We start from the raw sequence: 13,267 nt of genomic DNA on the forward strand, positions 1-13,267 counted from the left end.
ATAATGGTGCACTTTAAAATACAATTGAAACAAATTTTAGCGATTGTTTTCTTGCTTACTTCCCTTAGCAGTATAGCTCAGCCTAGCGAAAGAGATACTTACAAAGAAGAAGCTCCAAAATATATTTTCTATTTTATTGGCGATGGCATGGGATTATCTCATACCAATGCTGCCGAAGCTTACTTGGGTACTTTGGAAGGATTAAGCGGTATCAAAAGATTGCAACTGAGTAGTCTTCCCAATCAAGGTTTTTATACCACCTATGCGCTAGATCGTTTCATTACCGACTCTGCTGCCGCAGGTACAGCACTTGCTACTGGAGAAAAAACCACAGTTAATACCATCTCGATGGATGGCGACAGGTTAGTTCCCCTAAAAACCATTGCCGAAATGGCAAAAGAAAAAGGATATAAAGTAGGAATTGTATCGTCGGTTTCTATCGATCATGCTACTCCTGCAACCTTTTATGCACACCAACCTACTCGTAATATGTATTACAATATTAGTTTGGATTTAAGTAAAAGTGGTTTCAACTATTTTGCTGGAGGTGGGTTTAAACATCCGGAAGGAGATGCAAAAACATCTGAGAAAAATTCCCTTTCCAATTTTGGTATGGGAGCCGATGATGAAATAGAGGAGAAAGAAACGAACTCGATGAAAATTGCAGAGCAAAGAGGTTACACCTTTGTGACTACTCTTAACGATTTTGAAAAACTAAAAAAAGGAGATGATAAGATAATTGCAATTGCCCCAAAATTAGGTGGCGGTTCTGCTCTTCCCTATTCTATCGATCAGGAAAATGGAGCCGATATTTCCTTGGCTGATTTTACAGCCAAAGGAATCGACATTTTAGATAATCCAAACGGATTTTTTATGATGGTAGAAGGTGGAAAAATAGATTGGGCCAGTCACGCCAACGATGCTGCTACGGTAATTAAAGAAGTATTACAATTCGATAACGCGGTTGCAAAAGCAATTGAATTTTACAAGCAACATCCTAGCGAAACATTAATTTTGGTTGCCGGCGATCATGAAACCGGCGGATTAGCCATGGGATTTTCGGGAAGTCATTACGATTCCTCTTTTGGCTTACTTCAGTACCAAAATATCTCCTACGAGGCATTTTCTGATAAAATTGCCAGGTATAAAGAAAAGCATCCTAAAAATTATGATATAGCTGATGGTTTGGAAATGGTAAAGGCACATTTCGGTTTGGGAGATGCATCCAAAGAACTTCAATTGTCGCCATTTGAAATGCAACAACTTAAGGATGCCTTTGTAAAAAGCATGACTTACGAAGCTAAAATGACCAAGAATGATCAGTTCTATCTACTTTACGGAAGTTACGATCCCTTCACGGTTACGGCTTGTCATATTCTGTCGCAAAAAGCTGGAATTGGATGGACATCCTATTCCCATACAGCCTCCCCAATTCCTGTACGGTCGATTGGTGTTGGTGCACAACTATTTACAGGTTACTTTGATAATACCGATCTACCAAAAAACCTGATGAAAATTATTGAAAACAAATAAAACGTAAATACCCAAATGAAACGCTCTGCAGAAACTGTAGGGCGTTTTTTATCAACAAAAAATAAATCTTCTTCCCTAATTTCAAGTATTTCTCCCTATTTTTTTCCCGTTTCGTCCGTACATTACGCTATATGACTTACGTTTTTTTAATACCTTTATACGCATGTTAAAATTCAAACTTCCACAAAAGTCAGACCTTGCATTAGTTGCTTTACTTCTGATCTTAAGCACTATAATCCTTTATCTTCCAACAGGATTTTCTGAAAACGGTTCTAAAAATTCGGAACGAGTAAAAGCTTTAGTTTTAGAAACAGACAACTCGATGGTAGTAGCAACCGGAATTATAAAAACCGGTTCGCAAACCCTTCAAATTAGAATTTTGAATGGAAAATTCAAGGGAAAAGAATTAACTGCATTTAATCAGCTGATTGGAAGAATGGAGTTTGATAAATATTTTGTTGCTGGCGATAAAACACTCACTGTTCTGAATTTCAACCAAGATAAATCTAAAATTATTAGTGCCAATGTAATCGATCATTATCGAATTAACCTCGAAGCTTTTTTACTTGGTTTATTTGTTCTCTTTTTAATTTCGTTTGCAGGATGGACTGGTGTAAAAGCAATGCTTTCGTTTCTGTTTGCTGGAATTACTATTTGGAAACTACTACTGCCTGGTCTACTAAAAGGCTACGCTCCTATTCCACTCTCTCTGGCAATTGTAGCTTTGCTTACTTCAGTAATCATCTTTTTGGTGGCTGGCACCAATAGAAAAGGTTTGGTTGCCTTTTTTGGTGCCATGAGTGGAATTGCCATTACCTGTTTTATGGCAATACTCTTTGGAAATCTATTTAATATTCACGGAGCCATTAAGCCATTTTCCGAAACACTTCTTTATTCGGGTTATTCCTACTTAAACTTAACTGAAATTTTCCTTGCCGGGATTTTCATTTCCTCATCGGGAGCAGTAATGGATATTTCGATGGACATTGCCGCTTCGCAAGCTGAGGTGTACCAACAAAACAAAGGTATAACTGCCAAAGAATTGCGTCACTCGGGTTTCTCGGTAGGAAAAGCGGTTGTGGGAACCATGACAACCACCTTGCTTCTTGCCTACTCGGGAGGATTCTCGGCCTTATTAATGGTATTTATTGCACAAGGAACTCCGATGGTAAACATTTTAAACCTAAATTACGTTTCTGGCGAAATACTACATACTTTGGTAGGCAGTTTTGGACTGGTTTTAGTAGCTCCTTTTACAGCAATTATTGGCGCCTGGGTGTTTACACGAAAAAAAAGAATTTAAATTTATTGTGTGTTCCTCTATTCGCTCAAACAATAAGCAGAAAACAAGTTCCTTGCTTCGGCCTTTCTAAAATGAAAACTAAATTTTTATTGAAGTGAACAGAAAATTACACTTAAAAATGAGCTGCTAAATCGAAAACAATGGCAGTTTATATTTATTAAAATCCGTACAAAAACAGACATTAACCATAATCATTCTAAATATAGAATTTTCCAAAAAAATCAGAAGTAAGTATCAATACGAATAGCTTTCTTTAGCTCCGAAACTAAAAAAAGAGTATTATTCATTAAAGCTACATGCTCCAAAAAAATATTTTCCCTTTATGAGTATCCAAATTGTAGAAGTTCAGAATCAAATTCAACGTAAAAAGTTCGTAAACTTTCCGTTTAAATTATATAAGGACAATAAATTTTGGGTTCCTCCTTTTAAAGCTGGAGAACTGGAGCTCTTACTCCCCGAAAAGAACCCTGCTTTTGATTTTTGCAAGGCTAAATTTTGGCTGGCTTACAAAAATGGAAAAATTGTAGGACGAATTGGTGCGATTGTAAACCACTTGTGTATTGAAAACCAAGGTGAAAAAATTGGTCGTGTTACTCGCATGGAATTTATTGATAGCTATGACGTTTCCGAAAAACTCTTTGAAACCGCAGAAGAATGGCTGAAAAAAGAAGGAATGATTGGTGTGAGCGGACCACTAGGATTTTCGAACTTAGACCATGCCGGTTTATTGATTGAAGGACACGAATGGCTTCCTTCCATGGCTTCCGATTATCATTTTGCCTACTATGAAAAACATTTCGAAAGATTGGCATATTTGAAGGAAATTGATTGGTTGGAATTTAGAATCAACTTGCCAAAAGAAACACCAGCTAAAGCTGGTCGAATTGCCGAATTAATTAAGAAAAGATATGGTTTACAGACTGTAAATTTTACATCAAAAAAAGAACTGGAACCCTATAAAGAAAAAATATTTAAAGTTTTTAATGATGCTTTCTCCGATTTATTTGGATCTATTAAACTACCCGAAAAGCTAATCCGTTTTTACATTTCGAAATACTTTCCAATCCTTAATCCACGATACGTTAAAATCATTTTAGACAAAGAAGATAAATTGGTTGGATTCATTATTGCTTTGCCTTCCTTATCGAAAGCATTGCAAAAAGCCAAAGGCAAATTATTGCCTTTCGGATGGTGGCATTTGCGAAAAGCCTTAAAACATCCTACCGAGATGGATCTAATGCTGACCGGAATTGATCACGACTGTCAAAAACTGGGTTTTGTATCGATATTAATGCATGAACTATTAAAAACATCGAACAGCGACGGACTAAAGTTTGCAGAAACAACCGGAATGCTGGAAAATAATCATGTAGCAATTCAACTTTGGAAATCGTTCGATCATATTCAGCACAAGAGAAAGCGTTGCTACCGAAAAATGTTTTAAAAGTAACTTGCGATTTTATTGAGAATCCGACTTAAAGTCGGAGCCTCAATTCTTTATTTATCCGGAAAATCAGCTTCTAATTTAGAAGGTATTTTTCAACCACTTCGGCAACACCATCCTTGTTATTCGATGCAACAATAACATCGGCACGATCGCGCAACTCTGGCGTAACATTATCTACCCAAACGCCCAATCCGGCATACTCTACCATCGTTAAATCGTTACCTGCATTGCCTACCGCAATAATCTCCTCGCGAAGAATACCTAATTTTTCAGCCAATCGGGCAATACTTGCTGCCTTATCGATACCTTGCGACATTACCTCCAAAAAAAATGGTTTCGAAATAGCAACGCTCTTATTTGGCTTTTCATGCTTCAATTTTGCCTCTACCATTTTTAAATATTCTGGTTCCTCTAAAAGAATACATTTCACCGCGGCTTCAGTTACCGCGGCCTTAAAATCATCAACTTTATTAAATTTCATCTGTGTAAGCTGCACCTCAATATCAATATATTTCGAAGTTCTCTCGCTAATAATACTATCGGAAGTATAGGTAAGAATATCCACATTGTTTGCCATCGAAAAATCGTGCAAATCGTGAACTTGTTCCTTACTTAAACTTTGTTCGAAAATACTTTTTCCCTGCTTAAGATCGGTAATAATTGCCCCATTGTACGAGATAATATACGATCCATATTTTTTTAATTCGAGTTCATCGGCATAACGAAGCATGGCAGGTGTTGGTCGGCCCGAAGCCAAAATAACGTAAACACCTTTCTCCTGCGCCCTAATTAGCATCTCTTTATTTCTTACTGATATACGGTGATTATCGCACAAAAGCGTATCGTCCAAATCGAGGACTAACATTTTATATTTCATCTCTTACATTCTATCATCTCCCTCACCCAACTCTTTCTTCCTCCTTTTAAAATGATTTTCAATTAGAGATTTTTCAATTAAAGTATATTGCCTGGGAATATTTCATTTTGGCTAACAAACAATGCGTTAGTCTTCATTTTCAGCTTGCGAAAGTAAAAACAATTCTTGAATAATCCTGTAAGTAAATCTTAAATCCATATTAAGTTTAGATTCCAACGTAAAGAATCCAGTTTTTTAATTGCTCACTAAAAAGGGAAATGAACATTAATATTGCTGAATTTTTAGAAGTTGAATTATTTGTGTTAGATTTAGATCATTAGAAAGAAATTAGATGACTATGAACAATAAAAAAGACCTGCCATTTCATCATTATTCAGAAACCTATAAGTATGTAAATATAAATGACGGTCACCCTGTTCTTTCTATTGATCCAAACTTTCCATTTGTAATGACTCAATTTGGCTTTATGCACAATAGAGCGCAAACCGAAACTCCTCATCGTCATGATTATTTTGAAATTCTATTTATTGAAGATGGTGCAGGGCAACATATCATTGATTACGAGACTTATGAGATAAAGCCACCTTGTTTTTATTTTCTCTCAAAAGGACAAATCCATTTATGGAAATTAAAAAAACCATTAAAAGGAAAAGTGATTCTTTTTCCAAGAGAATTTTTAATTCCACCTACAACAGCTTTCAACCAAGAGGGTGATTTAGGTATTTTTAAAGGCTTAAGTGAAGCCCCGTATGTTCGCATTAATGATGAGAATTTACCCAAGATTCAAGAAATACTTAATAATATAAAAGAAGAGTACTCGCGAAAATCGGAAAGTAGTCTTTCAATGCTTAGAGCTTATTCGCATATTTTATTGGTAAATCTGCTTCGTATTTATGCTAATGATCAACCAACAAATATTTTAGATCCTTCCAATACAATGGTTCGTAAATTCAGACAGTTAGTTTCTGAAAATTATCTTGTTATCCGTTCTGTTCAAGCATACGCTGATCTCATCGGAATAAGCTCTACTCACCTTAGAGATACCGTTAAAAATATTACCGGCTATTCGCCAGGCCAACTAATTAGACAAGAGATAATTTTTGAAGCAAAAAGAAGATTAGCCAATACCGAATTAACCACCGCAGAAATTGGCTACGCACTTAATTTTGAAGATACATCCTATTTCAGCAGATTTTTTAAACGTGAAACAGGACAAAGCCCATTAAACTACCGAAAAGAAATCCGAAAAAAATATAAAATTAAGTTGCTATAAATTCTCATCAGGATAGATTAAACACTATGAAATACATTCCGGAAATAAGCTTTTGGAAAGACAAAGAATTACAAATAAGTGGATTTCAATTTTTCATACTAGAAGAATTAATAACTGACGACCTAAATCCATCAGACCACAGTCCTTATTTGCCGCACCGTTTAAATTTTTATGCCATACTGATTATTACGGAAGGAGAAGTCAACCATATTGTTGATTTTAAAGTTCATACCTTGCAAAAAGGCGATGTAATAGTTATTGCGAAAGGACAGATACATGCGTTTGAAGAACACACCGAGTACAAAGGATATTTAGTAGTTTTTTCCGAAGCTTTTATGCAGAAATATATGGCTCAGGCATCTATCGCTCGAATTAACCATTTATACAATTATTTTTTAAGACAAGAAAAACTTAACAATCCCGACTACAATCAAATTCTATTCAACAAGTTAAAAGAGGAGCTGAAAAGCGACTCGTCTTCACTGCCAAATATTATAGCAGCCTTATTGACTGTTTACTTGCTAAAATTAAACGATGCGAATACGCATTTGGTAACAACTTCTGTCGACAATAGATATCTGGAGTACTTTAATCAGTTTAAACTTCTTGTTGAGCAAAACTATTCAAAAACCCGTGATGCTAAGGTGTATGCTTCCGATATTGCTATTTCCTACAAACACTTAAACGAGGTGAGCAAAGAAATTGTAAAAACCACGGCGAAATCATTTATCGATAATTATGTCATTCTTGAGGCTAAACGAATGCTGGTTTCGACTTCGCTTTCGGTAAAAGAAATTGCCTTTACTTTAGGTTTCGATGAACCTACAAATTTCCTTAAATATTTTAAGAAACACACTAGTTTAACACCCGTTGAATTTCGTAATGCTTTGGCTTAGAAAATAGTTAAATCGTAAGCTTTGGCTTCGTTGTTCTGTCTGTCAGCTGGCAGATTAAAACCTATTGTTTTACTTCGATATGCTAAAATAAATTCAGCATACGAAATTGAATTAGCACGCCTAATTTTTCATAGGTTATACATTTACCATCCATTTGCTACTATTCACCTTTCCCTCAGTTCGTTTTCCCTGCATCTTTGTATTGTAATATTTCAAAGATGAAACAAATAACAATTTTAGGCGCAACTGGCTTTGTTGGCAAAATTCTTTTGCAAAAAGCTATTGATAAAAACTTCAACATTAAAGCATTAGCCTTAGATGCTGAGGAATTGCATGACTTTAAACATGCAATTGAAGTGATTGAAGGAAATTATTTCGATAAAGACAAACTACAAAAAGCCTTGGAAGGTTCAGAAGTAATTCTCTCCACCATTGGTTCACCAAAGAATCGAAAATTATCATCTGAGGATGAAGATAACTACATAAATTCGCTAGCTTTTATTATTAAACAGATGCAAGCTAATAAACAAACCCGTTGGATCAGCATTTCGAGTGCAGGAGTAAAAAAGGAACACGAGAACTTACCTTTTGCTCGCAAGCTTTTGCGCGTAAAGTTAATGACCATATCTAAATCAATCATCAATATTAAAGATCGAGAACTTCGTTTACTTGAACAAAGCAATCTGGCTTGGACAACTATACGTCCTCCCTTTATTAAAGAAAAGGTAGAGGGCGAATTCGTGGCTGATAAAAATAAATTCATTGGTAATACTGTTGATGTAAATCAGTTAAGCGATTTTATGCTTGCTGAAATTACCAGTAACAAGTGGATTAAAAAGGCCCCGGTGGTAGGTACTAAATAGAACCTATCTAATAAAATATCCAACTTTTGAAATAAGCATTAAATGCATATTACGAATTTTTATAAAACTACATGTGCAATGAAAACAAAAGAATTAAAAGCTAGAATATTTACACCATCAGCTTTCTACAAGCATTTAAAAATAGCAATTGCAAGCTTTTCGGATTTACGAAAAGCAAGAAAAAACGGCAATGTTAACAAAGCTTTCAGCGAGAAAATAATGCTGGCCGTAACACAAGTAAATGGCTGTAGGTATTGCAACTACGTACATACCAAGAATGCAATTGACGCAGGTGCTTCCGAAGATGAAATAAATAGAATGCTTAATGGGGAATTTGGCGAAGAAGGTAAGGACGAATCTGTTGCTCTGCTGTTTGCTCAACATTATGCCGATACTGATGGAAATCCTGATAAGGAAACGTATGCGAAATTTGTGAAGCATTATGGAGCACAGAAAGCAACTGATATTTTGGCTATGATTAGAATTATAATGACTGCCAACATTCATGGCATTGCCTTAGATGCTTTCTTAAGCAGATTTAAAGGAAAAAAGATGAACGGAAGCAAACTTTATAATGAGCTTGGCATTTCCTTAGGAATTCTTGTTCTGCTTCCTGTTGCAATTATCCAACTTGGCTTTGAAAAATTATTTAATACTTGTCGTAGAGTCTAATCTTTGTTCTACACACTTCTTGAAAACAGTGATTTATAAAAGTGCTTTTACATGATTTTTAGAAAAACAAGGCTTGAGCTTTTTGAATCAAGTATTCAAAAAAGAAAAGTAGTTCTCTTGCCAACTGAATTAAAATAAATAGAAAATAGATTTAATAAAAAACGAAGAGAAATGAAAACAATTAAAAATGTGTTCATCCTAACGATTCTAACTGCTCTTTTTATTAGTGGAGGAACAATTAATGCTCAAAGCAATGGAGCTTCAATAGACTATAATGTAATATCGAGAAGTGATATTGGTCCAAGACCAGCAGGATTTCAGCCAGAAAATGCAAGCCCTGTAAATGGCACTTATACCGAGAGCGTGGCTACGGTTTCAAGTAGAGTATTAAATGAAAAAACAGCCATGCTAAAGAAAGTATGCGCACAACCAATAGGTAAAAAAGGCTTTAGTGCATGGGAATTTTTATGTGATGAGGGTGGCCATACTTATGCGCAATCGGCTCCAAACCCATTGAGTTATATGGTAGGTGGTATCTCATCAAGTTTACTAACTCGTGTTGAACAGGCTATAAAAATGTTGAGTTTAGATGTTGTTAGTGCAAAAGTAGAAGCTAAAGTGTTTTTTAGGTTCAACGATCCTTTCACTCCGAAATGGACAGGGTTTACCGATAAACTTATTGCCAATATTCTTATTGATAGTAATGAGCCAGCAGAGAAAATTGCTGAAGTAAAGAGAATGGCTGTTCAGGCATGGGCTATTGGAGAATGTATTACAAACCCAACGCCTGTAGATGCACAATTTGCATTGAATACAAGAATTTGGGAGACAGAATCTGCTCGCTTGGGAAAAGTAGCTGGTCCCGATTCGTATGATAATGGCATGAAAATCACATCGAAAGGAAATCAACCTGAACCGGAGAGTTTTGAGCTGGGTATTGATGTTAGCATGGCAGAATTCACAAATCCATTTATATTCGAAGTGGTAAGTATTTCTGAGTCGGCCAATGATGTTCAACGACCTTATTTGCATAAAATAAAAATCAGAGCAATTCAGGAAAACTACTTGGCATGGGATATTTATGCTGATGATAGTCGTGAGTGTGAAGGCATAGACAAAGCCCCGACTTCAAGCGATTACTTTACTGCAGGTACCAGTTTGTGTCTAATGAGTCAACTAACTGGATGGTCAGAATTTTACAACCATCAGGGTATTGAATTCGATGACTATCGTGTGGAGCATCAATTCAATTATCAGGTAGATAATTATATGACTCCATCGGCTACAGGTCATGTTGATGGTGTGACTACAAGAATACTAATAAAGAGCAATGCTAGTGAAAAGGTAATGAGTGATTTTGCAAGCCAAGCTCTTCGAACATGTTTTGCTGGAGAAGCTGTAACAAATGCCACTACAACGGAAATTAGTGTTTCTAAAAATGGAAAACTGCTTAAGTAAAGACAAAAGAAAATTAAATAATTCATTTAAAAATTACAATGGCGTTTAAGAATAATATGAAACAATATAAAATTACAGTAGAAGAGATTTCGGATGAAAACACACTCACTTTTGAAGCCGAAAGTCACGAGAATATACTTGCAATTGTTGAGAAATTAAAACAACATCCCAATCTCGGAGAAGATGCTGCCGCATTTGGTCTGGGTTTAAAATTATTTACTGGGGTTATGATGAAACAAAAATCGAATTCTTTATTCAAAGATTTTTTGCCTCATTTCAAAGATTTTATGAAAGGATTAAAAGGAGCTTAAAAGGGGAGGTAATTACTTTTAGTTGGATTCTCCACTTATTGAATGGAATAAAGCCACAAGTGAAACTAAGCTGATGAATAATGCACAGCGAAGCTTTGTTTGTGGCTTTTAGTCGATTATTTTATAAATAGATTATATCAAAAAAATGAGTGTTGGCTAAATATTTTAAAACTAACACCAAAGAAGTCCTGAAAGGACTAAACATGAATAACCACGGGTGAAACCCGTGGTGGAAAAACAGAGACTAAACAGCCCCGAAAGGGGGTTGAAATTAAATACCAATAAAAGGGCAAAGCCCTGACACATAAAAGCACAGGGTTTACCCTGTGTTTTTATATGTTACGGTAAAATCAAGGGCTGAAAGCCCGATACGAGTCAAATAGATTTAATCCCAAACATAACGCTCATCATAATCAATCCCATATTCCTTAAAAAATGCCCGTAACTCGTCCTTAAACGATTTCTTTTTATGATGTTCTTCTTGGCTTCGGATATATTTGGCCACAATCTCAATCTTTGACGAACTTACGGAAAATACTCCATATCCATTTTGCCAACCAAAATTTAGCACCCCATTTTCTTTTATCCATTTCGATGATGATGATTTAATTTTTGAAATAAAATCAGCAAGGGTAATCGTTCGTGGTAAGTTGCACAAAATGTGCACATGGTCGGTATTTGCATAAATTTCGTTCGTATAACTTTTTAGGTTAGCAATAGTTCCCACCATGTAGGCATGTAAGTCTTTTTGAATTTCTTTTTTGATAATTGGCTTACAATATTTTGTTGAAAAAACAATGTGTATATAAACTTTTGCTAATGATTGTGGCATGATATTTAGTTTTATGGATTGATAAATTTATGTAATTAAATTACATTTTCACCATTACTCTTTGGTTTATTAAGTGTCGGCCTTTCAGTCCTTTGTTTAGTCGCGCATTGCAACGTAGGTTTACTTCCTACGCTTTTACGTGCTGTCCTTTCAGGACATTTCCGTGATTAATTGATTTTTTATCTTAAACCTTTCCTCACCCATCATAAAAATACACCTACCCAATACTCATTTTAAGCAGAATACTATACGAAAAATACGTTAGGTTACACATTTACCATTCCTTCTCTTTTATTAACCTTTTGCCAGATTTGTTTTCCCCGCATCTTTGTAATGTAATATTTCAACAGATATTAAAATCAAATAACATATTAACGTAAAAAAATTATAAAGATGAAAACAAAAAGAAATGTAAACCTTGTAACCGTTCTTATTGCACTATTAATTAGTACAACAGCAGCTTATGCACAAGAGAATTATACGGTAGTAAAAAGAGTGGATAACTTTAACCAGCCTACTACATTTTATCCTACCAAAGCAACACCTGTAAATGGAGCTATTAGCGAAAATGTAGTGACCTCAGCAAAAAGAATTTTAAACCAAGAAAAACCTTTCCTAAAAAAAGGGGTTGTAAAAACTGTAGGCGAAGATAAGCTTAGCGCGTGGCAAATGACCAGTGATGAAGGAGGGAATCCACAAAGTGCTCCAAACCCACTAACTTACTTTACGTCTGGAGCTGCTTCGGATCTGCTGACTCAGGTAGAAAGAAGTATACAAATAATGGGTTTAGATGTTGAAAGTGTAAAGGTGGAAACTGAATTCTTTTTTAGATGGAGCGATATCATGACCGATAAATGGTCGGGATTTACCGATAAAGTGGTAACCAATATCATTGTAAAAAGTAATGAACCAATAGAAAAAATTAAAGAACTAAAGGAAATGGCAGTTAGAGCTTGGTCGATTGGAGAATCTTTAGCTAACAAAACCCCAATTAACAAAGCAAATATAATTAATGGTGCCGATTGGGATGGAAAAGCTGCACAAACAGGACAAATTCCTTCGCCCGTTTCTACCGATAATGGTCGTACAATTACTAATACAACTTCGCCTTTAAATTTGCAAACAATTGAAGTTAAGCCTGACCTTGATATGGATATGAACAATTTTCCAAAAGACATGATTTTCTCTGAAGTGGGTATTGCTGAATCGGCTAATGATCCTAAGCGTCCATACTTACACAAGATAAGAGCAAAATCCTTAACTGCACACTACGAAACCTGGGAACTTTATTCTGACGATAGTCGTGGTTACGAAGGTATAAACGCAGCACCTACATCAAGAGAATATTTTACTTTAGGAACATCCTTTTGTTTGATGAGCCAATTGACGCCAAACCAGAAGTATTTCGCAAAAAAAAGGATTAACATTGATGATTTTGGTGTTGAGCACCAGTTTAATTACAGAGAAAGTAATTTTATGACCCCTACAATGACAGGCGAAATGACCGATGTAGTCACTCGAATCTTGGTTAAAAGTGATGCCGATAAAGAATTGGCAAATGAATTTGCTGTTCAATCTCTTCGTTGTTGTTTTGCTGGAGAAGGAATAGTATATGAAACTGAAATGGAAACAAGTATTTATTTGAATGGAAAGCTTGTAAAATAGTATTTCAGTAAATGATTAACATTAAAAAGACCTATTTGAGATTATCGTCTCAGGTAGGTTTTTTATTTTAAGAAGCTTACCGAATGTAAATAAAAAAGCTCTTTTTATGCACGAACTAACATGAGGTTACACATTTA

12 protein-coding genes are annotated in these 13,267 nt (G+C 35.4%); 10 read left to right on the top strand and 2 right to left on the bottom strand.

What is annotated here, in order from left to right; all coding sequences use genetic code 11:
* Positions 1-3: 3 nt before the first annotated feature.
* The 3 genes from BZG02_RS06670 to BZG02_RS06680 all read left to right on the top strand — a co-directional run bounded on the left by BZG02_RS06670 (position 4) and on the right by BZG02_RS06680 (position 4,280).
* Positions 4-1,533, top strand: a complete 1,530-nt coding sequence (locus BZG02_RS06670) for an alkaline phosphatase (RefSeq protein ID WP_101260629.1) — start codon at positions 4-6, stop codon at positions 1,531-1,533.
* A 163-nt stretch (positions 1,534-1,696) separates the two neighbouring features.
* The gene (locus BZG02_RS06675; protein WP_101260630.1) at positions 1,697-2,836 is read left to right on the top strand and encodes a YibE/F family protein; all 1,140 of its coding nucleotides are present in this window, start codon (positions 1,697-1,699) and stop codon (positions 2,834-2,836) included.
* Between the two features lie 322 nt (positions 2,837-3,158).
* Entirely contained in the window at positions 3,159-4,280 is a 1,122-nt protein-coding gene (locus tag BZG02_RS06680; RefSeq protein ID WP_101260631.1) for a hypothetical protein, read from the top strand.
* 76 nt (positions 4,281-4,356) lie between these two features.
* On the opposite strand, the gene BZG02_RS06685 is transcribed toward BZG02_RS06680, so the two are convergent.
* Positions 4,357-5,160, bottom strand: coding sequence for a Cof-type HAD-IIB family hydrolase (locus BZG02_RS06685; RefSeq protein WP_101260632.1), 804 nt, complete (start codon positions 5,158-5,160; stop codon positions 4,357-4,359).
* A 337-nt stretch (positions 5,161-5,497) separates the two neighbouring features.
* Between BZG02_RS06685 and BZG02_RS06690 the strand changes: the two genes are divergently transcribed.
* The 6 genes from BZG02_RS06690 (at position 5,498) to BZG02_RS06715 (ending at position 10,633) form a co-directional block, all read left to right on the top strand.
* On the top strand, positions 5,498-6,433 hold the full coding sequence (locus BZG02_RS06690) for a helix-turn-helix domain-containing protein (protein ID WP_180335654.1): 936 nt from the start codon (positions 5,498-5,500) through the stop codon (positions 6,431-6,433).
* Between the two features lie 26 nt (positions 6,434-6,459).
* A complete protein-coding gene (locus BZG02_RS06695) occupies positions 6,460-7,329 on the top strand; it encodes an AraC family transcriptional regulator (protein ID WP_101260634.1) in 870 nt (289 codons plus the stop codon).
* Positions 7,330-7,547: 218 nt separating this feature from the next.
* Positions 7,548-8,192, top strand: coding sequence for an NAD(P)H-binding protein (locus tag BZG02_RS06700; RefSeq protein WP_101260635.1), 645 nt, complete (start codon positions 7,548-7,550; stop codon positions 8,190-8,192).
* A 78-nt stretch (positions 8,193-8,270) separates the two neighbouring features.
* On the top strand, positions 8,271-8,864 hold the full coding sequence (locus BZG02_RS06705) for a carboxymuconolactone decarboxylase family protein (RefSeq protein WP_180335655.1): 594 nt from the start codon (positions 8,271-8,273) through the stop codon (positions 8,862-8,864).
* 171 nt (positions 8,865-9,035) lie between these two features.
* Positions 9,036-10,322, top strand: a complete 1,287-nt coding sequence (locus BZG02_RS06710) for an OsmC family protein (RefSeq protein WP_101260637.1) — start codon at positions 9,036-9,038, stop codon at positions 10,320-10,322.
* A 56-nt stretch (positions 10,323-10,378) separates the two neighbouring features.
* Positions 10,379-10,633 (top strand): DUF3861 domain-containing protein, encoded by a 255-nt coding sequence (locus BZG02_RS06715; RefSeq protein ID WP_101260638.1) that lies wholly within the window; start codon positions 10,379-10,381, stop codon positions 10,631-10,633.
* 385 nt (positions 10,634-11,018) lie between these two features.
* Here the strand turns inward: BZG02_RS06715 and tnpA are convergent, their stop codons facing one another.
* Positions 11,019-11,465, bottom strand: a complete 447-nt coding sequence (gene tnpA, locus BZG02_RS06720) for an IS200/IS605 family transposase (protein ID WP_101260639.1) — start codon at positions 11,463-11,465, stop codon at positions 11,019-11,021.
* 393 nt (positions 11,466-11,858) lie between these two features.
* Here tnpA and BZG02_RS06725 point away from each other — a divergent pair, with 393 nt between their 5' ends.
* Positions 11,859-13,130, top strand: coding sequence for an OsmC family protein (locus BZG02_RS06725; protein WP_101260640.1), 1,272 nt, complete (start codon positions 11,859-11,861; stop codon positions 13,128-13,130).
* The last annotated feature ends 137 nt before the right edge of the window (positions 13,131-13,267 follow it).

This window comes from Labilibaculum filiforme, assembly GCF_002843315.1.
In the GTDB taxonomy this organism is placed as follows: domain Bacteria; phylum Bacteroidota; class Bacteroidia; order Bacteroidales; family Marinifilaceae; genus Labilibaculum; species Labilibaculum filiforme.

What these genes read in the sequence shown, in the direction of transcription:
- BZG02_RS06680 (WP_101260631.1), top strand. Translation starts at nt 3,159, where the DNA reads ATGAGTATCCAAATTGTAGAAGTTCAGAATCAAATTCAACGTAAAAAG.
- BZG02_RS06700 (WP_101260635.1), top strand. Translation starts at nt 7,548, where the DNA reads ATGAAACAAATAACAATTTTAGGCGCAACTGGCTTTGTTGGCAAAATT.
- BZG02_RS06690 (WP_180335654.1), top strand. Translation starts at nt 5,498, where the DNA reads ATGAACAATAAAAAAGACCTGCCATTTCATCATTATTCAGAAACCTAT.
- BZG02_RS06710 (WP_101260637.1), top strand. Translation starts at nt 9,036, where the DNA reads ATGAAAACAATTAAAAATGTGTTCATCCTAACGATTCTAACTGCTCTT.
- BZG02_RS06695 (WP_101260634.1), top strand. Translation starts at nt 6,460, where the DNA reads ATGAAATACATTCCGGAAATAAGCTTTTGGAAAGACAAAGAATTACAA.
- BZG02_RS06705 (WP_180335655.1), top strand. Translation starts at nt 8,271, where the DNA reads ATGAAAACAAAAGAATTAAAAGCTAGAATATTTACACCATCAGCTTTC.
- BZG02_RS06670 (WP_101260629.1), top strand. Translation starts at nt 4, where the DNA reads ATGGTGCACTTTAAAATACAATTGAAACAAATTTTAGCGATTGTTTTC.
- BZG02_RS06675 (WP_101260630.1), top strand. Translation starts at nt 1,697, where the DNA reads ATGTTAAAATTCAAACTTCCACAAAAGTCAGACCTTGCATTAGTTGCT.
- BZG02_RS06725 (WP_101260640.1), top strand. Translation starts at nt 11,859, where the DNA reads ATGAAAACAAAAAGAAATGTAAACCTTGTAACCGTTCTTATTGCACTA.
- tnpA (WP_101260639.1), bottom strand. Translation starts at nt 11,465, where the DNA reads ATGCCACAATCATTAGCAAAAGTTTATATACACATTGTTTTTTCAACA.
- BZG02_RS06715 (WP_101260638.1), top strand. Translation starts at nt 10,379, where the DNA reads ATGAAACAATATAAAATTACAGTAGAAGAGATTTCGGATGAAAACACA.
- BZG02_RS06685 (WP_101260632.1), bottom strand. Translation starts at nt 5,160, where the DNA reads ATGAAATATAAAATGTTAGTCCTCGATTTGGACGATACGCTTTTGTGC.